The sequence below is a fragment of the uncultured Zoogloea sp. genome, assembly GCF_937894855.1.
GTDB classification, from domain to species: domain Bacteria; phylum Pseudomonadota; class Gammaproteobacteria; order Burkholderiales; family Rhodocyclaceae; genus Zoogloea; species Zoogloea oryzae.
In genome coordinates this window covers 1-23,146 of the sequence record NZ_CALAYQ010000063.1, presented here as the reverse complement: position 1 = coordinate 23,146, position 23,146 = coordinate 1, and the positions used below count along the sequence as shown (strand labels likewise).

Genomic DNA, 23,146 nt, shown 5'->3' with positions numbered 1-23,146 from the left:
GCTTGACTTTCCCCCATCGAGGATGCTAGCTTGTTGATACGGTCGAAAAGACCGCCCGAAGCCCGCCGCGCGCGGGCTTTTTGCGTTCGGAGGCCGCTATGGGATCCATCCCGCCAGTCCGCAGCGTCACCATGCGCCACCATGGCGCACCGATGCGCACATACCGCGCGGTACTGGATGAGGCGCGAGGCGCCCAACGGGATGGCCGCTCCACCGACATAGCCGGCATGGACGCCGCCGCCTCCGCCGCTCTCGAATGGCTGGATAGCGTGGTGCTGGACGTGGCGTTCTCACGAATAAGGCGATGGTGATTATCGATGGCAGGGCGTGGTCGCACGGCTGGTTTCCGCATGTCGGACCAGCACCGGGTTAAAATCCAGAACAGCAACATCCTCAATGCGCTGATTGAGCACGTTGAAGGCAAAAGGGAAATGGGCGCATCACAGGTGACAGCCGGCATTGCGCTGCTGAAAAAGGTGCTGCCCGATCTGTCGTCGATTGAGCATGCCGGCCCCAATGGCGGCGCTATCCCGATCGACGTTATCCGCCGCGTGATCGTTGACCCAAACGCTTGAGATCAGGACGGCCCGTTGCTTCGAGCCGCTCCTCAAGCCAAGCCGCTACAAGGGCATCTTCGGCGGACGCGGATCGGGCAAATCGCATTTCTGCGCCGAACTGCTGATCGAGCATTCGGTCCTGCACCCAGGCACGCGCGCGGTGTGTGTCCGCGAAGTTCAGAAGTCGCTCAAGGAGAGCGCGAAGCGGTTGATCGAGGACAAGATCGACGCGCTTGGCGTCGGCCGGATGTTCGAGGTACAGACCGACCAGATCAAGACGCCCGGCGGCGGCCTGATCATCTTTCAAGGCATGGTGGACCACACGGCCGAGAGCATCAAGTCGCTCGAAGGCATCGACGTGGCATGGATCGAGGAGGCGCAATCAGTCTCCCAGCGCAGCCTTGACTTGCTGCGCCCGACCATCCGCAAGGAAGGGTCGGAGATATGGGCATCGTGGAACCCGCGCTTCCGAACCGACCCGATTGACAGGTTCCTCCGCGCTTCTCCGCCGGAGGGGTCGATTGTCGTCCGCGCGAACTATTACGACAATCCATGGTTCCCGGCGACGCTCGACGCGGAGCGCCGGCACGACGAGGCGGGCGACCCGGACCGCTACCGACACACGTGGCTCGGCGACTACGAGCAGGTCGGCGACGCGCAGTTCATCCCAGCCGGTCTTGTTGAGCGGGCCATGGGCGAGGACGTGCCGTTCTACGTGAATGACGAGATGATCATGGGCGTCGACGTGGCGCGGTTCGGCATGGACGAGACCGTCATAGCGATCAGGCGCGGGCGCAATGCGCGGGCTGAGCCGTGGATGACATATCGCAACCTCGACACGATGGAGGTTGCCGCGCGGGTCGCGATGGAGATGGACAGGCTCGGTCCCGACGCGGTGTTCGTTGACGCCGGCGGCATCGGCGCGGGCGTGGTTGATCGTCTGCGCCAGCTTGGGCGCAACATCATCGCGGTCGACAGCGCGCGGCGCAGCGACGGGACGGCCAGCGTCAAGACGGCCAACAAGCGCGCCGAGATGTGGGCCAGGATGCGCGACTGGCTGGCGCAAGGCTCGGTGTCGATCCCGATCGACATCCAGCTCGAGGCGCAGATGACCGCCGTTCAGTACAAGTTCGACGCGAACAACGCGATCCTCCTCGAGAAGAAGGAGGACATGCGCAAGCGTGGCCTTCCCTCGCCCGACAAGGCCGACGCGCTGGCGCTGACATTCGCCTACCCGGTGGGCAAGCGCGCCGACGACTACGACGAGTGGCGCGACGACAGCCCGCGCGGGCGATCATCTGTGACGGGGTACTGATGGACGATCAGGTGATGACGGATGCGCCCGAGGCGCCGATGGCGGTCCTCACCAGCCTTACGCAGATGCCGAACATCGCGGACCATCTGGACGAGGCGCGCCTCGCGGAGATCGGCGAGGACGTGGCGACGGACTACGACATTGACCGCCGCTCGATGGCCTCATGGCTGGAGCGCATGAAGTGCGGGATGGACCTCGCGAACTTGGTCAAGGCGGAAAAGAGCTACCCGTGGAAGGGCAGCAGCAACGCCCGGTATCCGCTGGTAACGACGGCCTGCCTGCAATTCAACGCGAAGGCATACCCGGCGATCATCCCCGGCGCGGACGTCGTCAAGTGCGAGGTTAAGGGCAAGGATCCTCAAGGCATCAAGGCGGCGCGGGCCGAGCGCGTCGGCTCGCACATGAGCTACATGCTCACCAGCCGGGTTGAGGAGTGGGAGGAGACCACCGACGATCTTCTCGTGCAACTGCCGCTCGTCGGAACGATGTACCGCAAATGGTGGATCGACCATGCGCGCAAGCGTCTGCGCTGCCGGCTGGTCTCGCCGGGCGCGCTGATCGTCAACGAGAAAGTGCGCTCGCTGTTCGACGCCCCGCGTCTGACCGAGGAATTGCCGCTCTACCCGCGCGAGATCATGGAACGCCGCAAGTCGGGCGACTGGCGCGACATCGACTATGTCGAGGCGACGAGCGAGGACAAGGCCGAGGTTCAGGATTTCCTCGAGCAGCACCGGCTGCTTGATCTGGACGGGGACGGCTACGAGGAGCCGTATATCGTCACCATCCACAAGACATCGCACAAGGTCGCGCGCATCGTCGCGGACTTCGGCGAGGACGACATCACGCAGGAGATGCAGGACGTTCCCATCATCGGCCCGCAGGGCATCCAGATGATGCAGGCGCCGACCGGCAAGATTCTCAGCATCAAGCGCGGCACCTATTTCGTGGCGTACAAGTTCATGCCGTCGCTTGATGGCGGATGGCACGGAACCGGCCTCGGGCTGCTGCTGGGGGACATCAGCGAGGCGATCAACACGATCCTGAACCTGATGATCGACAGTTCGCACATGGCGGCGCGCGGCGGCGGGTTCCTCGGGTCCGAGTTCAGGATCAAAGGCGGGTCGCAGCAATTCAAGCCCGGCGAATGGAAGATGCTCAACATGAGCGGCGCGGCCATCAAGGACAGCATCGTTCCGATGACGTTCCCGGCCGCCGACGCGAACATGTTCCAGCTTCTCGGCCTGCTGATCGACGCCGGCAAGGAGGTGTCGTCCATCAAGGACGTGATCACCGGCGAGCTTGGCGCGAAGAACATGCCGGTCGGCACGATGCAGATGCTCGTCGAGCAGGGGATGGCGCAGTTCACGGCGGCGTTCAAGCGCATCTTCCGCGCGCTGCGGCATGAGTACCGGCTGGTCGCGCGGCTGAGCCAGCAGATCGTCACGCCCGAGGAATACGCCACCTATCACGACCTGCAGGGCGTTGACCCGCGCGCCGACTACAACATGGATGATATGGACATCCTGCCGGTGGCCGATCCGACAGCGGTCACGAAGATGCAGCAGATGGGCAAGGCCAGCCTCCTGCGCGAGATGGCCGAGGCTGGCCAGGTCAACCCGCAGGCGGCGAGCAAGCGCATCCTCGAGGCCGCGTCGATCCCGGACGTTGAGGAACTTCTCCCGCAGCCCGACCCGATGCAGCAGCAGATGCAGGCGATGCAGATCGAGATGGCCAAGGCCGACATGGTGGTCAAGGTCGCGGACATTCAGGTCAAGATTGCCCAGGTCGAAAAGACCCGAGCGGACACGATCAAGGCCGTAGCCGAGGCCGAGGCGACCGAGGCCGAAACAGCGATGCTCGGCCTTCAGGACCAGATGGCACAACTTCAGTCCCTGCAGGCAAATCTGATGGTGGTACGCGATGGACTACTCGCAAATCTCGGGCGAGGCGCTTTCGGAATGGCGGGAGCACCCGGTCAGCAAGGCATTCCGGGCGGCCTTGGGCCTGTACCTGGAGCAATGCAAGGCGGCGGCGCTGCAGGCGTGGTGGGAGGGCCACCCGGTTTCTGACGCCGAGAGGATCGCGCTTCATCGCGAGATGGCGCTCTACCGCGACCTTTTCGAGAACGACCTCGAAGCGGGCGTTTTGACCTACCTCAAGAAGGACGATGAATGATGGCGTTGCGAATGATGGAGTACAATATCGCGGTGCGGCAAGAGCCGGTCGAGGAGAAGACCAAGGGCGGTCTGATCCTGACGGACGATGCCCGCGACCGTGGCAAGCACATGGCGACGCGCGGGATCATCACGCACGTCTCGCCGATGGCCTTCGCCTTCGATGACTGGCCGTCCGGGGAGCCCAAGCCCGGGGTCGGGGACCGCGTGATTTTCGCGCAGCACGCTGGCGTGTTCGCGAAGGACGACGCGGGCGAGGAATACCGGATCATCAAGGATCGCGACATCGTGGCGGTGCTTGCATGAGCGACATCGAAGACGACATCCCGGAGATCGAGCCGGAGATCGAGGCGCCTTCCGAGCCTTCGGCGGAGGAGTTGGCGCGGATCGGCGCGGCGGAGACCGAGGCGCGCAAGTACGGCTGGAAGCCCGAGGCGGAGTATACCAAGGCGCCGGCCGGCTGGATGGATGCCGAGCGGTATCTCGAAAGCCCGCGCACACAGGTGAAAATTCTGCGGGACGAGGTGAGGGCGCGCGATCAGCGGTTCGAGGCTCTCGAGCGCGCCAGCGCGGTCGCGCAGCGGGCGGCGCGGGAACAGGAAGCCGCGCGCTGGCAGGTCGAACTTGACCGCGTGCGGGAGGCCAAGCAGGCGGCGGTCGAGGGCATGGACCTCGCAGCCTATGACGCGGCGGCCGAGCGGCAGCGTGAAATCGAGAACCAGCGGCCTTCCACCAACGACGACCTGAACCGCCGCCTGCACGAAAGCCAGGCGCGCGCGGAGGCGGCGCACGGCAAGGAGCGCGTCGAACAGGCGCTGATGGAAGCCGGCACGATCAGCCCGGACTTTCTGCGCAGCTTCTCGACGCGTCCGGAGCCTTATGAGGCGCTGGTCGCGTGGCACAAGGCGCAGGAGATCGCGCGCGACCCGCAGGCATATGTCGCGCGGATCGAGGCCGATGCCCGTGCCAAGGCCGCGCCGCGCCGGTCGATGGTCGATGGCGGCGGGCTGGCCGGCGGCTCCCGCGACGTGGCCCTGTCGGCCGATGAGCGGGCGGCCGCGCTGATGTTCGTAAAAGATGGGACGTTCAAGAGCGTCGGGGAATACGCGGCCTATAGCCGCAAGCTGCATGGAGATGCCCGATGACCGAGAACCGCAACGCGCAGATCAAGACCGAGCGGCGTCGGCGGAACGGGGATCACCTGTCCGGGCGCCGGGTCCGTCTGTTCGTGGACGAGAACCAGCTCGACCGGGAGAAGTACGAGTACCGCTGGATCAACGACACCGGAAACCGGGTCTACGATCTGACCAAGCAGGACGATTGGGAACTGGTGACCGACCGGGATGGTCTCGTGCGGCCTCAGGACGGGACCGCGCAGGGTGCCGAGGTGTCCACGCTTGGCGGCATCGGGCCGAAGGGTGCGGAGCGGATGGTGCTCGTGCGGAAGCCCAAAGCATACCACGACGATGATGCACGGAAAAAGAGTGATGCCATCGATGACGTTGAGGCCAGCATGAGAACCGGACGGGTTCCGGGCGCTGGCGTCGAGGCCGGCTACACCCCGAGCGCGGACGGCAGGACGCCGAGCACGCGCATAGGGCGGGGCGGCTAACCCCCTTCCCCTTTTTCCCAGGAGCGCCATAAAATGGCAAATGCGAACACTCCGCGCGGGCTGGAGCCTGTGCGGTATGTAAGCGGTTCTCCGTACAATGGCGCGTCGAACGTCTATTTCGTGCCGTCGTCGGACAACACCGCGATCTACATCGGCGGACTCGTGAAACTCGCCGGCGGCGGCAGTGCCGAGGGCATCCCCACGGTCACCGGCAACGTTTCGAGCGGCAACCCCGTGGTTGGCGTCGTCACCGGGTTCAAGGCGGTGACGCAGGAAAGCCCCCTGTACCGCCCGGCTTCGACGGACCGTTACGTCTATGTCGCGGATGACCCCGATCTGCTGTTCGAGGCGCAGGAGGATGGCGTGTCGGTGACGACCGTCAACGGCGCCACCGCGCAGCTTTCCGGGTTCACCTCGGGCAGCACGGTCACCGGCAAGTCGTCCGTCGTCATTTCGACGGCGAACATTTCCGAGACCTCGGACACCGACGACGACGTGCGGCTGGTCCAGTTCGTCCAGCGGTCCGACAACGAGTTCGGCCTCTATGGCCGGTGGTTGGTGCGGCTGAACGTCCACCAGTACAAAGACAGCGCGGTAGGAGTGTAAGCCATGCCGATCATGAGTGGTGCGCACCCGAAAGCGCTGTGGCCGGGCGTCCATGCCTTCGCCATGAATTCGTACAAAGAGTGGCCCGCGCTCTATTCCAAGGTCTTCACCGTCGAAAGCTCGGACAAGCACCGGGAAGAAGACGTGGAGACCACCGGCTTCGGCCTTCCCCAGGTCAAGGCCGAGGGCGCGGCGACGACCTACGACACCCATTCCCAGGGTGGCGTCGCGACCTACGTGCATGCTGCCTTCACCTCGGGCTACATCGTCACGAAGGAGGAACTGGCGGATAACCTGTACAAGTCCCGCTCGTTCCGCCGCGCCGAGATGCTGGCCCGGTCCTTCCGGACGGCGAAGGAGATCGTTCACGCGAACGTCCTGAACCGCGCCTTCACTGCCGGTGCCACGGGCGGCACCGATGGCGTTATCCTGTGCTCGGCGTCGCACCCGACGCTCTCGGGCAACCAGTCGAACGTCCTCGCGACGGCGGCGGACCTGTCCGAAGCCTCCCTCGAGGATATGCTGACGCAGATCATGGTGGCGCGCAATTCGCGCGGCTTCCCGATCATGCTGCGTGCCAAGCAGCTCCTCATCGCGCCCGGCGAAGCCTTCAACGCCGAGCGTATCCTGAAATCGACCCTGCAGAACGACACCAGCAACAACGCGGTGAACGCTGTGCAGTCGATGGGGCTGATTCCGCAGGGCGCGATGGTCAACCCGTACCTGACCGACTCCGATGCGTGGTTCCTGACCACCGACGTTCCGAACGGCCTCATGTCGTTCCAGCGTCAGGCTTACGAGTTCAGCCAGGATAACGACTTCGACACCGACAACGCGAAGGCCAAGGGCTACGAGCGCTATTCGGTCGGCTGGACGGAGTGGCGGTCCATCTACGGCACGCCCGGCGCGTGATCGCGGCGGGGCGGTCACGGCCGCCCCGTCATCCTGACAGTTCTCGCGACTGACATTCCCAAGACAGGAGACTTCCATGGGAAATACCCGATTCACCGGGCAGATTCTGCGTTCCGGTTCCGGCGCCAATCAGAAATGGTTTTCCGACTATCCGGTCGGTTTCAGCCCGGACTACGTATGGTTCTGGGACGACTTCACCGGCGCCGCGATCAACGCGACGAACGACTGGGTTGTCGTCAAGGATTCCGGCGCGGCGGTCGCGCTTGTGGCGGACGCCGCCGGGGGCGAGGTGTCCCTGACATCCACCGCGACGACCGACGATGATGGCGCCTCGATCCGCGGCATGGAAATCTTCTTGCCCGCCGCCGGGCGCAGCATCTGGTTCGAGGCGCGCGTCAAGCTGTCGAGCGCGGCCGATCAGGACGCGTTCATCGGCCTTTGCGAGAAGTTCACGACGAACCCCGAGGCCAGCTTGCTCGCCTCGAACCGCATCGGCTTCCAGATCAACGACGGCTCCGCCTCGATCCTCTGCAAGACCGAGGCGTCCGATACCGAGACCTCGACCGCGAGCGGCGTTCTGGCCGTGGATGCGACCTATGTCCGGCTCGGCTTCCAGGTGCTCGGGACGGGGGCGGTCCGGTTCTTCGTGAACCGCCAGCTTGTCGCGACGCACAGCACCAACATTCCGGCGACCGAGCTTGCCCCGGTGCTGTTCTCGCTCTCGGGCAGCGTGACGGGCACCCGCACCTTGATCGCCGACTATATCTCCGCCGTGGCGACCCGGTAATGGCGACGCTCAACGTGGTATTCGCCGAGGTCGGCGCGCAGGGCCGCAATGGCGTGCAGCCGGTCTACCATGGCGACTTCATCGCGGCGGCGAACGTCACCACGAGCGGCGCCAGCGCCCAGTCGGCGGCGGCGGCGCGCAAGTGCGTCGCGCGGCTCACGGCGATCGGCGGCGGAATGTACGTGGTCAGCGGCGGGGCCTCGCCGGTCGCGACCGTTGGCGGCGGGATGTACATTCCGAGCGGCGGCACGCTCGACCTCTTCGTGCAGAGCGGCTGGAAAGTCGCTGTCATCGACGCCTGATGGCCTACGTTTTCGGGGCGTGGAAGGCGGTATGTGACCGCTGCGGGTTCATCTATCTGAACCACCAGCTTGCGCAGGACTGGCAGGGCCTGCGCGTCTGTCGCGGATGCTTCGAGACCCGCCACCCCCAGGATTTCGTTCAGGGCAAGTCCGACCGGCAGAACCCGCCGTGGGTGCGCCCTGAGCCGCCGGACATCGAGCGGACCCCGGATCAAGGCAACGACTGGAGCGCGCTGTGAAAGTCAGGGACGCGGTATCCGACGCGCTGCGCGATCTGGGCGTGGTGGCCTTGGACGAGCCCCTCACCATGGACTCCCTCGCCCATGGCGCGCGGGTGCTGGACCGGATGCTGCGGGACTGGCAGGGCTACGGATATTGCCTCTGGACCAAGTCGGTTCAGAGCGTGCCGTTGGTGGTCGGCGTCGGCAGCTATGCGCTTCCCTCTCGCCCGGTGCAAATCCTCGATGTGCTCTATGTCGATGCGGCCGAGACGCCTATGGAGCGGCTGTCCCGCGAGGAGTATGACCGCCTGCCGAACAAGGCGACGCTCGGCCGTCCGACATGCTGGCACGAGGTCCGAGGCCCCGCGGGATCGACCCTGAAGATATGGCCGACCCCATCGGCCATCGCCTCGGCCTCGGTGGTCTACACCCGCGAAATTCTGGATCAGGAGAGCGCGAACGCCGATCTGGACTGCCCGAAGGAGTGGCGCCGCGCGGTGGTCAAGAACCTCGCCATTGAGTTGGCGCCAGCCTATCCGAGCGACGTGTCGCTTCTGATGCGGCAGGCCGGCGAGGCGCTGAGCCTCGCGCTCGGGGCCGACCGCGAAGATAGCGTGTTCTTCTCGTGAGGCTCGTCCTCGCCGCGAAGTCCGCGCGGGACAGCACCGATCTCGGGTCAACGTCGGAGCGGCTGATCAACCTCTATCCCGTGCCGAACGCGGAGGGCGGCCGCGCGCAGTTCAAGCTTCGCGCGGTGCCGGGCGCGGAGGACTTCACCAGCCTGCCGTTCGGTTTTTCGCGCGCATGGGGCGTTGTCGAGGGTGTGTTGTACATCGTGCAGGGCGGCGCCCTGTGGAAGGTGAGCGAAACCGGCATAACGACGAACGTCGCCGCCGTTTCGGATGACGTCGAAACCACGATCAGCGGCAACCGCGACAATGTGATCGTATCGGCGGCGGGCAGCTATAACGTCTGGGATGGCGCGGCGCTGACGCAGCCGGGCAGCGGGCGCATTGCCTCGATCTCGTCGGCGGCTTTCCTCGACCAGTTCACGCTGATGGCCCAGCGCGGCGGCCGCGAAATCGAATGGACCGAGGTCGGTGTCCCCGGCAATCGGAACGCCCTGTATTTCCGAACCGCCGAGGCCCGAGACGACCGCGTGATGCGGATCATCGACAACGGCGGGTATCTCTACGCCCTGAAAGAGACCAACACCGAGGTGTGGGGGTCAACCGCGCGCGGCGGCGCCGGGGCGTTCAGCCGCGTTCAGGGGCCAGTGATCGAAACCGGCTTGCTCGGGTTCAATCTCGTGACGCGGACCCCGGTGGGGCTGTTCATCGTGGGGCATGATCGCACCGCGAAACTGATCTCCGGTCAGGTCGCGCAACCCCTGTCAACGCCGCCGATTGACCAGGCGCTGAGGGACGGCGATCCGACGCATTGCTTCTACTACGAGGATCGCGGCCAGCGGTTCGCGGTTATCCGGTTTTCGGACCGCCCCGCATGGGTCTGCGACCTGTCTCTCGGCATGTGGCACGAGCGCAGCCTTGGCGTCGATCACGATGCCTGGGACGTCATAGGGGCCGAGTTCGCCTATGGGCGCTGGCACCTGATCGGGCGGACCGGACGGATATTCCGCCTCGGGGAAAAGCCGATTGATGCGTCTGGCCCGATGCGGCGCACAGCGGTGTCGCGCGAGGTTTACTTCGGCGGCCCCCGGCGGCGCATTGACCTGCTGGAGTTGCTGGGCAATTTCGGCGCCTCGGGGCTGACCGAGGTCGCGCCGAACTGGCTGACGGACGAATATGGCGACCCGATCCTGTCCGAGGACGGAAGCCCGATCCTCCTGCCCGACACGCAGGAGACCGAGATGATCGCCCGGCCGGCGCGCATCTGGGTCCGGCTTTCCGGCGACGGCGGCGCAACGTTTGGCCGCGCGAGGATCAAGGACATTCCCAACCGCTACGATGCGACCTGCCGCTGGCGCGCGCTCGGGATGTTCCGGCGGATGGTGGTGGAGATCAACATGACCGATCCGGTCGATTTTCCCCTCCTCTCCGAGGGCAATATGGAGGTGTCCTGATGGAACCCTTTCTTGGCGAGATCGTCGGTGAAGACGGGAAGATGACGCTTGCGTTTCGGCAGTGGCTGGCCGCGCTGGCCGACGCCATCGAAGTCTCGGCGGCGAAGGCCGAGGATCACGAAACCCGCATCGCCGCGCTGGAGGTCTGAGCATGGACCCGATCACTGGCGCGGCGATTTCCGGCGGAGGCTCCTTTCTTACCGGCATTCTTGGCGCTCAGGGCAGCAAGTATGCGACCCGCGTCGCGGAGCAGGTGGCGGTTCGCGAAAGCAAGCGCTATCGGCAGGTTCGGAAGCTGTCGAAGGAGTACCGCGCGGAGCAGAAGACCCGCGCCGGCAAGCTCTACAATCGCTCGCTCGACCGCGCGGACGAGGCACGGGACGACAACGCCATGCTCGCCCGCAAGTTGCGGGACCGGGGCCTCGATGGCTTCAAGACGGCCCGCGACGCCAACCTCAACACCTTGCGCGACGGCCTTTCCCAGGGTCAGGACCGTCTGGACGACACGCTTGGTCGGAACCTCGGCGACCTGAAGCACGCGCGGAACGCCAATATCGGCGACCTGAAGCACGCGCGGGATCGGGCGATCGGCGGGTTTCAGCCGTATGCGGATCAGGGCAAGAACGCCATGCTGGCCTATGCCAGCAACCTCGGCCTCGGAAAGGGACCGGCGGGATATTCCGGGCTGGAACTGTCCCCCGGCGCGAAGTTCCTCCTTGGCGAGGGCACCAAGCAGGTGGAGGGCGGCGCGGCGGGCGCGGGCGGCCTCTACAGCGGGGAAACGCTGGCCGAGCTTGAGCGGCTCCGCTCCGGGACCGTGGCGACAGACCGCGACAACCAGATGGCGCAGTTGTTCGGCCTCGCCGGCATGGGTCAGGGCGCGGCCGGGTCTATCGCCGATCTGGAGCGCGGCTTCGCCGGTGACATCGCCGGCCAGCGCGACCGCTATGCCACGGGCGCGGGCGATGAGCGGCGTTTCGCGACCACGGGCAAGAACGCGCTCGACCTCGCCTATCGGCCGATGATCACCGGCGCCCGCGACCAGTACGCGACGAACGCCTATAACGTGGGGTCGAACTATACGAACCAGATGACCGGGATCAACGACACCCACGCCGACCGGGGCTTGCAGCTCGATCAGCAGGTCTATGGCAATATCGCGGGCGCCGACGCGATGCAGCTCAACGCCATGATTGGCGCGGGGTCGAACATCAACGCGGCCGCGTCAGCGGCCGGAACAGCGGGCGCGGCCCGGATGACCGGCGCGCAGTTGCTCGGGCAGAGCATCAACAACGGGGTCAACAACGCGTTCCAGACCTACTATCAGATGGGCGGCCAGATCGGGCGCGCGACACAGCAGCAGCCGCAGACCGCCGCGCCGATGGCGAGGCCCGCGTGACGACCCCGATCGACTTCGCGGCAAGGATGCTCGGGAAGGGCGAGGCCCCGGACCAGGCCGCCCTGCAGGACTACATGCGGACCGGCGGGGTCAACCTCGACCCCATGACCACCGCGTGGTGCGCCGCCTTCGTCAACGCCACGCTGGCACAGACAGGCCAGCAGGGCACCGGGTCGAACGCGGCGCAGTCGTTCAAGGACTGGGGCGAGGCAGTGGATCAGCCGGAGCGCGGCGACCTCGCGGTGTTCGACCGAGGCGGCGGCAAGGGGCATGTCGGGTTTTTCGACGGGTTCAACGAGGACGGGACGATCCGGGTTCTCGGCGGGAACCAGGGCGACAAGGTCAGCGTGGCGAACTTCGGCACGGACAATCTGATCGGCTACCGGCGCGCGCCGAACGCGATGCTGAAGGGCGCCGACTTCAATCCGAACGCGATGATCGCGGCGCAGGAAGAACCCATGCTGCCGGATTATCAGGGCATTAACATCGGGCTGGCCCAGTTGCGAGGCTTGCAGGCCCAGCGGAGGCTCTACGGATGAATCCGATGATGGACGGCGGGATCAACATCGGCGAGGCGATGCGCCGGGGGATCGAGGGCCGCAACGCAATGCTGGACGCGGATCGGGCGCAGCAGGCGCAGGAGTTCATGCGGGCCAACGGCGCGGCGATCATGCGCGGCGATCATGCTGTCCTGGGGCAACTGGCGGGATACGATCCACAGATGGCGCTCGGCGTTCAGGGCAAGCGGCTCGACATGGATGTCGCGAGGCTTGGCATGGACGCGACGCGGGCCGGCATGGCCAACGACCGCGCGCGGCTTGATCTGGCGCGGCAGGACACCAACGCCCGGCTTGAGATGGCCCGCGAGCAGGGGCGGCGGCAGGCCGAGGAGTTCGCCTCCGGGGCCGACGCGCGCGCGCTGAGTTCGACCAAGGCCAAGCTCGAAACCTCGCTGATGCAAGGCCGGCTCGCGCTGCGGTCACCCGAGGCATGGGACGCGTTCAACGACGGGTATCCCGACCTCGAAAACGTCCCCTTCGAGGGGGCCGAGGAGGCGCTGGCGCATATCGAGGGCGCGCTCGGCGGCATGGGCGCTGTTCCCGCCGGGTTCCAGAACCTGCAGCTTCGGGCGCAGGCCGCTGGCCTCGCCCCCGGCACGCCGGCATATCAGGCGTTCATGGCAGAGGGTGACGCGCCGAAGACCATCGTCAACAACAACATGGGGACGAACGCCTACGGCAACGAGCGCAACAAGAACCTCGCCACGCAGATGGCGGATATCGAGACGCAGGCCGGCTCGGCGCGCGATGCGGTGTCATCGCTCGACGCGATGGAAAGCGCGATGGGTCAGGATGGCTTCTATTCGGGCGCGGGCGGGCAATCCGTTCTCGCCATGAAGCGCGCCGCCGCCGCCATGGGGATGGACCCCGAGGGGGTCTCGTCCATGGAGACCTTCAACGCACTGGCGAAACAGGCGGCGCTCGCGTCGATGGGCGGCTCCCTCGGCACAGGCTTTTCGAACGCCGACCGTGACTTCGTGACGGGTCAGGTTCCGGGGCTGGAGAATACCGCCGAAGGGAACAAGTCCCTGATCGACATTCAGCGCGGCATCGCCAAGCGCAGGATTGAGAAAGCGGCGCGGGCGCGGGCCTACGAGAAGGAGCACGGCCAGATCGACGGCGGCTTCTATGACGAGTTGCAGGCGTGGGCCGATGCAAACCCGATATTCGTGGCATCGCCCGACGCTGGCGGCATCGACAGCATTCTGGATAGGTATCGCTGATGGCCGACCTCGCCACCCTCGAAAACGCGCTGCGCAAGGCCGACGCGCTGGCCCGTCAGGGCGACCAGCGCGCCGCGAGTGACGCAAAGGCCATCGCCGACGCCATCCGCGCCCAGCGGGCGCAGGTTGCCGCTCCGGTGCAATCGGACTTCCGGGGCGAGGGCGGCGGGCGCGGCTCGGGGATCGAGGCCGCGCTGATCGGCGCGCGCCAAGGTGTGACCTTCGGCGCTGGCGACGAGATCAATGCCGGGGTCCGCGCGGCGGGGGATTGGATCGCCGGCCAGTTGCCCGGCGGCGACGGGACCAGCTTCGGGGCGGCCTATGACAAGCGGCTTGAGCATGAGCGAGGCTTGCTGGATCAGACCCGCCGGGAGAACCCGGTTGCGACGACGGTTGGCGAGATCGGAGGCGCCGTCGCGCCTGCGCTTCTGACCGGTGGGGCATCGGCGACCACCCTTCCCGGCGCCATCGGAAAGGGCGCGCTCGGCGGCGGCGCGTCTGGCGCGGCCTTTGGGTTCGGTGATGCCGAGGGCGGGGTTGCTGAGCGGGTCGAAGGCACGGCCAAGGGCGCGGCGGTAGGCGCCCTGTTCGGCGCCACGGCGCAGGGCGCGATTAATGTCGGCACGCGCGGCTTTCGCCGGGTGTTCGGCAAGGCCATGGAGAAGCCTACGATTGAATCCCTCCGGGCTGCCAAGGGCGCGGCGTACAGGGCGGTTGACGACGCGGGCGAAGTGTTCCAGCCGGGAGAGATACAGGGGCTCGCAGCGAAGGCGCGCGAGGCCGTGGAGAGCGGGCACTATGTCCCGGATGTGGATCGGCAGACGGCGGCGGGCCTCACCATCCTTGAGCGTCAGGGCAAGCCCTTGACGCTCGGTCAGGTGGACAAGATCAGGCAGAACCTCTGGAAGCGGTACAACGCCGCGCCGAACGAAACCGGCATTCTCGACATCATTGATTCTATTGATGATCTCGTGAACAGCCGCGAAGCCACGAGCGACTTGCTCAGCGCCGCTCGCATGGCGAATTCGCAATACAAGAAGGCGGAGTTGCTGGAGAGCGCCTTCAAGAAGGCGCGCGACCAGACCTCCAGCACCGGCTCCGGCGGAAATATCCTAAACAAGTACCGGCAGGCGGTCACCAGCATCGTCAACGATCCGAAGCGGGCGAAATGGTTCAGCCCCGAGGATATGTCCGCGATGCAGCGGCTGATCGACGGCAGCACGGGAGAGGACATTCTCCGCCGCGTCGGGAAGTTGGCCCCCGGCGGAAATGGCCTGATGCTCGCCCTGAACCTGATGGGCGGCGCGACGTTCGGCGCGGGATCGCTGGCAGTCACAGCCGCGGCGATCGGGGCAAAGGATCTCGCTGATCGCAGCGCGACGAGACTGTCGGAGAATGCGCTGGCAACGGTGGCCGGTGCGGCGCCGCCTGCTGCGCGACCGGTTGCCGTATCCGGGCCGGTCAACGCGATGATGGGCTATATCGGATCGCGCTAGTCGTCGTGGCGGCGGAAGAAGTCATGCAGGTGCTTGTCAACGCGCCGGTCATGCCATGCGCCGAAAGCGACGCACGCGATGATGAACAGGAACCCCAGAAAGAAGGCCATCAGTAGCCATAGCAGTTCATCTGCCCTCCGGGAGCGGGTGCGCAGTGGGTGAATGCCGGTCGCGGCGCGACGGGTATCGGGACCGGTGTCGAGACAATGAGCGGGCGCTCGGCAAGCGCCGCCGCTGTCGCCTGTGATTGCTCGTATCCTGCTTGCCATGTGGCGCAAGCGGATTGATCGCCGCCCAGACAGGCATCCTTGACCGCGCGGACCGCAGGGTCTTCGCAGCCCGCCAACGCCAACAGGCCAAATACAATGATCGTGCGCATCCCGCAATGATGCGCGTCTCCTGCCATTTCTGCAAGGACTGACCGTGAGCAGCAACCGCTTGTTTTTCGCGCAGGTTAACCGCGCCTTCGACATGAACGGCGCGACCGTTCCCGGCGCCTTCATGCGCGTCTTCGAGAACAACTCCAGCACTCTGGCGCAGATATTTGCGAGCCTCGATCCGGATGTGCCGTTGGCGCAGCCGGTCCAGGCCGACGCGAACGGCGTGTTCCCCGACATCTACGTGAACAGCGCCGCGCCGCTCCGCGTGCTGATCTCGGCGCCCGATCCGGTCGATTCCAACCTCATCGGCGTGACCCTGCCCGGATACCCGATGGACAACATCGTGCCGCTGGCATCGGAAGTCACCGGCGCCGCCAACATCCCGTTCAGCCCGACCGAAGCCCTGCCGCAGGAGAACGTTCAGGCGGCCATCGAAGCCGCCGCCGCGTCCTCGAGCGGCCAGACGGAGCTTGTGGCTCGCAGCCTGACGGCGTGGGTCACGGGCGGCACATTGGACGCGTTCAGCCTGACGCCGGACCCGGCGCTGGTCGATTACGGATCGTGGTCCGCGTTTCTGGTCCAGTTCAACCGGGCGCCGACCGGAGCCTCTACGCTGAACATCAGCGGGCTCGGGACCAGGCAGTTGCGCAAGATCGGCCCGGCTGGCACGGCCATCGACCTTGTGTCGGGTGATATCCCGACCGGGGCGACCGTGCTCGTCGTCTATGACGGGACGCGCTTTATCGCGCGCGTCGGCCATGGGATGGCGGCGCAGAGCCCGGCGGCCGTCGCGATCACCGGCGGGGCGATCAACGGCACGTCCATCGGAGCGACCGCCACGTCCACGGTCAGGGGAACCGTTGTCACCGGGATAGGGGACAGCATTTCCCAGGTGCGCGCCGTGGGGACCGTGCAGGACGCAGGCGTCAGGATCGACACCACGGCGACCGGAACCGCCTATGTCACCGCCTACGACGGCGCCAGCGCGGGCGTGATCTCCTACAATCACGCCGACGACAAATGGCGGGTCCGGGCCGGCGGCGCTGGCACGCAACTTCTCGTCAACAACAGCGGCGTCATGGTCGGCGCCGCTGAGCTGATCAACCCGACGCTGGTCGAATACGGTTGCAGCCTATCGACCGCCGGGCTTGGCACCTTCTCCGCCAGCAACAACGTCGCGCTGCGGGTCAAGCGGTCCAATGACGGGACGCTGGTTCAATTCTATTCCGGGGTCACGCAGGAGGCCGTCATTTCGGTGGCGTCCGGGACGGTCACCTATGGGTCTTTCTGCGGCACCCACTGGTCGCAGGGGCCAAACGAACTGCCCGGCACGATCTACGAGACCATCGACGACATGGCCGAATGGGATGGCGAGGAGAACGACAAGCTGCCCCGCGCCCGGCCGGCGGAGGAGGCATCGCCAGCGGTCTATGGTGTCTTCTCCCACATGGACGAAGACGGCGACCTGCACATTGCCAGCCTCGGCGCGCTGTTCGTGCGTCTCCAGCCGGGGGCGGAGCCTCGGCGGGGCGACCTGATCATGAGCGCTGGCGGCGGGCTCGGGCGGGTGCAGCCCGACGACATCGTGCGGGCGAGCACGGTTGCGAAAATCACATCGGGACGGCTCATCCGGTCCTACCCGGACGGCTCGCTCCTGTTCCCCTGCACCCTTCATTGCGGTTGACCCATGCCAAGAATCACCAGACTGCCGGAAGACACGACGCTCCTCCTGACCGATACGATCGTCATCGTATCGGAGGGACAGACCCGTCGTGCGACGCTCGGGGAAGTTGTCTCTGACGTTGTGGTGCCGGCGGTCGCGCCGGGGCCGCTGATTTCGGAGCAATCCGGCAATGCACTGTCGGCCGGATCGGACGGCGGCGTTTTCCTGTCGTCGGACGTGCTCGGCGGGGGGGGCGGTGGCGGCGCGGTAATTTCCGTCGCGGGCAAGACTGGCGCGGTCACCCTTGCCCCCGGTGACGTGGGCGCGGCGGCGGCTATCCACAGCCACGGCGACGCGACGACAGCCGCGGCCGGCTTCATGAGCGCGGCCGACAAGACCAAGTTGGACGGGGTTGCCACCGGTGCGACGGCGAACTCGGCCGACTCGGTGCTGCTGGATCGGACGAGCCATACCGGGACGCAGCCGACCAGCACCGTCGATGGTCTCGACGCCGCGCTTGCCGGGAAGATGGCGAACTCGGCCGCCGGTCTGGCTGGCCTCGCCACGACGACGGCCGCCGATGGAACCCACGGCCCGACGCTCGGCGCCGCCGCTGCGCAGGCCAACGCCGCGCAGGCAAAGGCCACGATCTTCACCCAGGAAAACGCGCTTCTCGAAAAGCAGGAACTGGTCGGCTTCCGGCTTCCCTATGAAGACGGCGTATTTCCGAGCATCGCGGCGGGCGACGTTCTCACGGTCGGCGCGTCTCTCGGTAGCCATATCTATGGCGTTTCGATGGTCTCGACGGAGACGCTCGACACCATCCCGCATTGCTTCATGATCTCGAACGGCGACGGACTTGTCGAAAATCAGACGTTCGCGCAATCCTGGATCAAGATGCAAAGCGGCAGGCCGTTCACGCCGCGATCGGTGGCGCCGGTCTCGAACATCCTGAGTTTCGACGCCCGAGACGGGCGGAATATTCTCGTCCCCACCCTCGCGGCCAACGCCACCAGCGCTGCCTCATGCTGGGATCACATCCTGGACCACGAAGAGCCTGTCACCCTCATTGTGGCGATCGGGGCGACGCCCTACAGCCTCACCCCGACGCCGGGTGATGACGGGCTTCGGCCAAGCTCAGCGCCGAGCCATCAGCCGAATACGCTGGTGAAATACGAAATGTCCCGCATCAACGGCGTGCCGAGTTGGACATGGATCGCGGAATATCCCTCCGCGTCGGTTGCGGCTCCCACGGTCTCCTATGTCGGGGTCGCGTCGAATACCAACATCAACGCGGCGTGGTCCCTCGGCCTGCCGGCCGGGGCGGCGGAAGGCGATGCGATCGTTGTCATTCAGGATGCGCCGGGATCATCGAGCCTTGCCGGTCTGCCGACGCTGGGCGGGGTCAACCTGACCGATTCCGGGGCAACGCATGTCGCACAAGCCCCGTCGATCCGGACCAGCTATCGTATGTCCTTGACCTCGGGCGACATCGCGGCGGGATCGGTTTCGGGCGCCAGCTTCACGGGTGCCGTCTATATCCTCCTGTTCCGCAAGTCGGGCGGCGGCATCACGATCGGCACCGTCATCCACGACAAGGGAACGTCGAGCGCCGACAATACGATCGATTGGGCAGCGGACGGCACCCCGGCGCAGAGCTATATCTTGGGCGCTTTCGTCGGCTTTTTGTCAACGGATGATGCATCCCCGCCGCTGCGGGCGGAATGCACCGTTGTCGCCTCGCGCGCCTCTGGATCCTCACGCAGCTATATCGGTGTATCGGCGCTTCGGAACTACCCGACCGATACCATCGCCTATGCCAGCACGACGAAAACCTCGTCGCTCGGCCGCTGGGGAAACAGCCAGTTCTGGGTCGCATAGGAGCACAGCATGAGCATTCATGATCGCATCGCCTCCGCCTATATGGCGGACGTCAGCGCCCCGAGCAGCGCTTTCGCGGTGGCAACGCGGGCCGGCAAGATCGTCGCGGCCTATTCAGTGATCTATGGCGCGATCACGGTCGCGAACAGCCTGATCACCATGAAAATCAACGGGGTCGCGGTCACGCACCCGACATGGACGATCGCCTATTCCGGCTCGGCCGCCGGGGACATGGACAGTACCATTCCCACCGCCGCCAATACCGTCGCCGCCGGGGACCGGATCGAGTTCATCAGCGACGGCGGCAGCACTACCACAGCACCTGTCATGTTCTCGGCAGTGATCCAGTAGCATGGGCATCGAGAGCTATGGCCGCACGGTATCGGGCAGGTTGCAAGGGCCGTTCCCATGGGTCCGGCTACTGACCCCGGAAATCGTCACGGCCACGCCGCCAACGGTTTCCGGCACAAAGGCGCCGGGCCAGACCGTCACCGCCGTTTCCGGCACCTATACCCCGGCGGGCTGGCAGACGGTATCATGGGTGTGGACGCTGAAAGACTTGGCGGGCGCGGTCTACACCACCGGCTCGGGCGCGAACTTCACAATCCCGGCAGGCGCGCCGGATAGCATCCTGACCCTGACGCAGCCTATCGTCTTTGGCGGGCGGACGCATAGCGCGACCAGCATCGGATACAGCGTCACGGCGGCGACAGCGGCGCCGATCTTCGCGGGCCTGCCTGTCGTCACCGGCGGCACCACGCCCGGCTCGATCCTGACCGCGACGCCGGCATCGGCCAGCGGAACCCCGGCGCCTACGGTGACCGGGCAATGGTATCACAACGGCTCCGCCATCGCTGGCCTGACTGGCGTCAACTATACCGCCAGCACGGCGGGAACCTACACCTATCGCAATTTCGCGGCGAATGGCGTTTCCCCGAATGCGACCTCCGGATTCTCGAACAGCATCGTCGTCGCGGAAGCCCTATCCTCGCCGCCCGCGCTCAACTTCGTCGGCACTGGCACCGGCGAGGCGCGCAGCTACGCACAGACCAACTGGGACGCGAACAACGTCAACGGGCAGGGCAATGCGAGCTATTGGGGATCGCCGCTCGCCTGTTGCGCCTATGCGAGCTTCGCCGGCAATACCGCGACGGACGCCTATACGATCGCCGGGATCAAGGGCGGGCGGGACGCCTACGGCGGGCCGGCGCTTCGGGGCGGCTACTCCGCGCAGCACGACACCGGCTATCTCTGGGCTGTCGTCTGGGCGAAACTGACCCCGCGCGTGTGGGCGGAGTTCGATAGCTCATGGCGCGCCTCGCTCGATCGGTTCATGCGCTGGGCGCTGGTCGCGGCGGTCGGCACCGCGCGCGAGGCCGACAGCGCGTTCAAGGGCGACATGCTCGGGAACACGACCAATGCCTCGACGCGCGGCGGCAACCCGAATATCTCCTCGGCGCCGAGCGCCAATATCGCGGCATGCATGGCCTATATCGGCGTTTCGACGGCGGCGGCATATCTGCAAAGCGTCGTCGTCGCGACCGAGGAAGTCGCGATGCGATCCTCACCATGGACGAACATCGCCAAGAGCTTCTCGCTGCCGCGCGTTTCGAACGCCCCGACCCATGCGCAGATACAGGCCGCCTGCCGCCGCGGCACCCGCTTCGGCGTCCCCCTGACCGATCAGCTCGGCATGTGGGAAGCCGAGGTGATACACGCCTTCTCGAAGACCGTCAGCGAGGGCTACGGCAACGGCGCCGGCATCCCGTCGTCGCTCTATGCCGCGTACCCGTCCGGCTCCTGGGCGACCGGGCGCGGGCGCGTCGTGCCGGCGAACCTCGCAGCGATCCGGGCGAACCCCGAGTTCATCGCAATCAAGGGCTTGGCCGGCGCGGTCCGCGAAATGGACAGCACCGACGCCGGCGGCATCCGCATGTCCGCCAGCTACTCGGAATGGACGCATCGGATGATGTGCTTCTACACGCTGGGCGTTCTGACCTCGGGCACCGTCGATCGCAAGAGCGCCCGCGCGCTGGCCTTGCGCACCCGGATCAAGGCGGGCTGTACCCACATGCGGCTGATCGGTCAGTACGGCTGGCTCTCGGTCGCGCACATCGTTCAGGGCGGCTTGCCGGCATCCCCGGAGGCATCCGGCCAATGGCAAGCGGGCGGCGACACGGGCGGCTGGGATACCGCGTCCCGGAGCACGCAATTCGGCCTGAAGTTCCAGCACGACCTCGGCCTCGTGATCGAGGGCGTTTACGACATGATCTAGGGAGGCATCCCGGATCATTTCCACCGAAGCCGGGCAATTCAAGCCCAGATGAACCTTGGGCGCGGCCCTAGCCGCGTCCGCGCGGCTGCCCCGCGAACGGAGGCAATCGCATGACGGATAAAAAATCGCCGGAGAGTTTCTGGGGAGTAGCGCTGTGGTTGTTTGGGGACGCGGACCGGGCGGATCGGCTGGCGAGGGAACTGCGCTCGCCGGAGGACATCATCAGGGAACTCGCGGAGAGCCGGGCGCACCGGGCGGAATGGCGGGAGGAGCGGGAACGGCGGGAAGCCCGGAAAGCCGCGCGCTCGCTATTCTCGAAGCGCATCGTACAGACCTTCGTCGGCGTCGGCTTCTTGGTGACGATGGCGAATGCGATTTATCAGCTAGGGATATACCTCCAATGGTGGACCTGAAACCCGGCGCGTGGCGCTGGTTCGTGCCCCTGTGCACGGCGTTCTGGCTGGCCTTCTTCATGATCGCGGTTCCCGCCGCTGTCCGACACATGCCTTCGTGGTGGTGGCTGGATGTACGGGCCGTGCGCGTGGATAGCCAAACGACCCTGGTCACGATAGACCAGACGATCGCGCGAGACTACACGGGCGACGTGGCTGTTCTTGTGCGGCAGGTGAGCGGGAAGATCGGCGCGGCTCTCAGCACCTGCGGCGGCGGGCGGACCGGCATCAAGAATTTCAAGGGCATGCCTTGGCCGGCGCATGACATTGACCTCAACTGGTTCATGGATGCGCCGCCGAATGCCGGCTGCGACCTCGCCCCGGCCGAATACGTCGCCGACTTCCGTTGGACCTATGCGCCATGGTGGGCGCTCGGGATGAAGTTCGAGACGCGCGCCAGTAGCAACATCTTCCGGGTGTCGTAAGATGAAGCTCACCTTGGCGATGTTGAACGCCATCGCTGGAAGGCAGGTTGACCGGGCCAACGCCGGATCGCTTCTCGACGGCCTGGACACATACCCCGCCGGCATCGAGGCGCCGCACCGTCTAGCGCACTACGTGGCGCAGATCATGCACGAAAGCGGGGCGCTACGGTATGATCGCGAGATTGCATCCGGCACCGCGTATGAAGGCCGCGCCGACCTTGGCAATACCGAGCCGGGGGACGGGCCGCGCTTCAAGGGTCGGACCCCGATCCAGATCACCGGCAGATCGAACTATCGGCAATTCCGGGAATGGTGCAAGGCCGCGAACCTCGACCCGCCGAACTTCGAGGCATACCCCGAGTTGGTGCTGACTGACCCATGGGAAGGGCTTGGCCCGGTCTGGTACTGGACCACGCGCGGGGTCAACGCCTTGGCTGACGTGGGCGATCTGCGGGGCATCACGCGCAAGATCAATGGCGGGTATAACGGCCTGCCCGACCGACAGCGGTACTATGTCCGGTCGGCGCTGGTGATGCTGGGATATGCGCCTGACGATGTGGCCGGCTTCCAGGCTAAGGCGGGGTTGCCCGCTGACGGGATCGCCGGCCCCCTGACGATGAACGCGCTTCACGTCGCGCTCCGTGGCTCTGAGGCGGTTGTCGCCACCGAAGTCCCGCCCGCGCCGAGCCTGCTGGGCAGGCTGATCGCGGCGCTGTTCGGCTGATTGTGCGGGTCTCTCCCCGCCTGTCACCAGCTTACCCCGGTCAGTGCTAGGGAGCGACCCTAGCCTCGATCGAGAACTTATCACATCCCCCAGAAAGGA

At 66.0% G+C, this 23,146-nt stretch carries 26 protein-coding genes; all 26 read left to right on the top strand.

Going from position 1 to position 23,146, the window contains the following annotated elements:
- Positions 1-152: 152 nt before the first annotated feature.
- Positions 153-311 carry a hypothetical protein gene (locus Q0672_RS08285; RefSeq protein ID WP_298621550.1) on the top strand — a complete coding sequence of 53 codons (159 nt, stop codon included), beginning with the start codon at positions 153-155 and terminating at the stop codon, positions 309-311.
- Positions 312-350: 39 nt separating this feature from the next.
- Complete coding sequence (locus tag Q0672_RS08280) at positions 351-575, top strand: hypothetical protein (RefSeq protein ID WP_298621549.1); 225 nt, start codon at positions 351-353, stop codon at positions 573-575.
- Positions 559-1,872, top strand: coding sequence for a PBSX family phage terminase large subunit (locus tag Q0672_RS08275; RefSeq protein ID WP_298621548.1), 1,314 nt, complete (start codon positions 559-561; stop codon positions 1,870-1,872). Before Q0672_RS08280 ends, Q0672_RS08275 begins: the two co-directional genes overlap by 17 nt.
- A complete protein-coding gene (locus Q0672_RS08270; RefSeq protein ID WP_298621547.1) occupies positions 1,872-3,941 on the top strand; it encodes a hypothetical protein in 2,070 nt (689 codons plus the stop codon). Before Q0672_RS08275 ends, Q0672_RS08270 begins: the two co-directional genes overlap by 1 nt.
- A 102-nt stretch (positions 3,942-4,043) precedes the next feature.
- Positions 4,044-4,352: a hypothetical protein gene (locus Q0672_RS08265; protein ID WP_298621546.1), complete on the top strand. Its 309-nt coding sequence runs from the start codon at positions 4,044-4,046 to the stop codon at positions 4,350-4,352.
- Positions 4,349-5,191, top strand: a complete 843-nt coding sequence (locus tag Q0672_RS08260) for a hypothetical protein (protein WP_298621545.1) — start codon at positions 4,349-4,351, stop codon at positions 5,189-5,191. The genes Q0672_RS08265 and Q0672_RS08260 overlap by 4 nt, the downstream gene beginning before the upstream one ends.
- Positions 5,188-5,658 carry a hypothetical protein gene (locus Q0672_RS08255; RefSeq protein WP_298621544.1) on the top strand — a complete coding sequence of 157 codons (471 nt, stop codon included), beginning with the start codon at positions 5,188-5,190 and terminating at the stop codon, positions 5,656-5,658. The genes Q0672_RS08260 and Q0672_RS08255 overlap by 4 nt, the downstream gene beginning before the upstream one ends.
- 33 nt (positions 5,659-5,691) lie before the next feature.
- Complete coding sequence (locus tag Q0672_RS08250) at positions 5,692-6,264, top strand: hypothetical protein (RefSeq protein WP_298621543.1); 573 nt, start codon at positions 5,692-5,694, stop codon at positions 6,262-6,264.
- A gap of 3 nt (positions 6,265-6,267) precedes the next feature.
- Positions 6,268-7,176 (top strand): hypothetical protein, encoded by a 909-nt coding sequence (locus Q0672_RS08245; protein ID WP_298621542.1) that lies wholly within the window; start codon positions 6,268-6,270, stop codon positions 7,174-7,176.
- Positions 7,177-7,252: 76 nt separating this feature from the next.
- Complete coding sequence (locus Q0672_RS08240; RefSeq protein ID WP_298621541.1) at positions 7,253-7,963, top strand: hypothetical protein; 711 nt, start codon at positions 7,253-7,255, stop codon at positions 7,961-7,963.
- Complete coding sequence (locus Q0672_RS08235) at positions 7,963-8,265, top strand: hypothetical protein (RefSeq protein WP_298621540.1); 303 nt, start codon at positions 7,963-7,965, stop codon at positions 8,263-8,265. The genes Q0672_RS08240 and Q0672_RS08235 overlap by 1 nt, the downstream gene beginning before the upstream one ends.
- Entirely contained in the window at positions 8,265-8,504 is a 240-nt protein-coding gene (locus Q0672_RS08230) for a hypothetical protein (RefSeq protein ID WP_298621539.1), read from the top strand. The genes Q0672_RS08235 and Q0672_RS08230 overlap by 1 nt, the downstream gene beginning before the upstream one ends.
- Entirely contained in the window at positions 8,501-9,115 is a 615-nt protein-coding gene (locus Q0672_RS08225) for a hypothetical protein (protein ID WP_298621538.1), read from the top strand. Before Q0672_RS08230 ends, Q0672_RS08225 begins: the two co-directional genes overlap by 4 nt.
- Positions 9,112-10,569: a hypothetical protein gene (locus Q0672_RS08220; RefSeq protein WP_298621537.1), complete on the top strand. Its 1,458-nt coding sequence runs from the start codon at positions 9,112-9,114 to the stop codon at positions 10,567-10,569. Before Q0672_RS08225 ends, Q0672_RS08220 begins: the two co-directional genes overlap by 4 nt.
- Entirely contained in the window at positions 10,569-10,718 is a 150-nt protein-coding gene (locus Q0672_RS08215) for a hypothetical protein (protein ID WP_298621536.1), read from the top strand. Before Q0672_RS08220 ends, Q0672_RS08215 begins: the two co-directional genes overlap by 1 nt.
- A 2-nt stretch (positions 10,719-10,720) precedes the next feature.
- A complete protein-coding gene (locus Q0672_RS08210) occupies positions 10,721-11,968 on the top strand; it encodes a hypothetical protein (RefSeq protein ID WP_298621535.1) in 1,248 nt (415 codons plus the stop codon).
- Complete coding sequence (locus Q0672_RS08205; RefSeq protein ID WP_298621534.1) at positions 11,965-12,507, top strand: TIGR02594 family protein; 543 nt, start codon at positions 11,965-11,967, stop codon at positions 12,505-12,507. Before Q0672_RS08210 ends, Q0672_RS08205 begins: the two co-directional genes overlap by 4 nt.
- A complete protein-coding gene (locus Q0672_RS08200) occupies positions 12,504-13,751 on the top strand; it encodes a hypothetical protein (protein ID WP_298621533.1) in 1,248 nt (415 codons plus the stop codon). The genes Q0672_RS08205 and Q0672_RS08200 overlap by 4 nt, the downstream gene beginning before the upstream one ends.
- Positions 13,751-15,247: a hypothetical protein gene (locus Q0672_RS08195; protein WP_298621532.1), complete on the top strand. Its 1,497-nt coding sequence runs from the start codon at positions 13,751-13,753 to the stop codon at positions 15,245-15,247. Before Q0672_RS08200 ends, Q0672_RS08195 begins: the two co-directional genes overlap by 1 nt.
- 423 nt (positions 15,248-15,670) lie before the next feature.
- Positions 15,671-17,311, top strand: a complete 1,641-nt coding sequence (locus Q0672_RS08190) for a hypothetical protein (RefSeq protein ID WP_298621531.1) — start codon at positions 15,671-15,673, stop codon at positions 17,309-17,311.
- Between the two features lie 3 nt (positions 17,312-17,314).
- Positions 17,315-19,171, top strand: coding sequence for a hypothetical protein (locus Q0672_RS08185; protein ID WP_298621530.1), 1,857 nt, complete (start codon positions 17,315-17,317; stop codon positions 19,169-19,171).
- Positions 19,172-19,180: 9 nt separating this feature from the next.
- Complete coding sequence (locus Q0672_RS08180; RefSeq protein ID WP_298621529.1) at positions 19,181-19,522, top strand: hypothetical protein; 342 nt, start codon at positions 19,181-19,183, stop codon at positions 19,520-19,522.
- Between the two features lies 1 nt (position 19,523).
- Positions 19,524-21,446 carry a hypothetical protein gene (locus Q0672_RS08175; RefSeq protein WP_298621528.1) on the top strand — a complete coding sequence of 641 codons (1,923 nt, stop codon included), beginning with the start codon at positions 19,524-19,526 and terminating at the stop codon, positions 21,444-21,446.
- A gap of 110 nt (positions 21,447-21,556) precedes the next feature.
- The gene (locus Q0672_RS08170) at positions 21,557-21,859 is read left to right on the top strand and encodes a hypothetical protein (RefSeq protein ID WP_298621527.1); all 303 of its coding nucleotides are present in this window, start codon (positions 21,557-21,559) and stop codon (positions 21,857-21,859) included.
- Positions 21,847-22,323 (top strand): hypothetical protein, encoded by a 477-nt coding sequence (locus Q0672_RS08165; protein WP_298621526.1) that lies wholly within the window; start codon positions 21,847-21,849, stop codon positions 22,321-22,323. Before Q0672_RS08170 ends, Q0672_RS08165 begins: the two co-directional genes overlap by 13 nt.
- 1 nt (position 22,324) lies before the next feature.
- Positions 22,325-23,047, top strand: coding sequence for a peptidoglycan-binding protein (locus tag Q0672_RS08160; protein ID WP_298621525.1), 723 nt, complete (start codon positions 22,325-22,327; stop codon positions 23,045-23,047).
- The last annotated feature ends 99 nt before the right edge of the window (positions 23,048-23,146 follow it).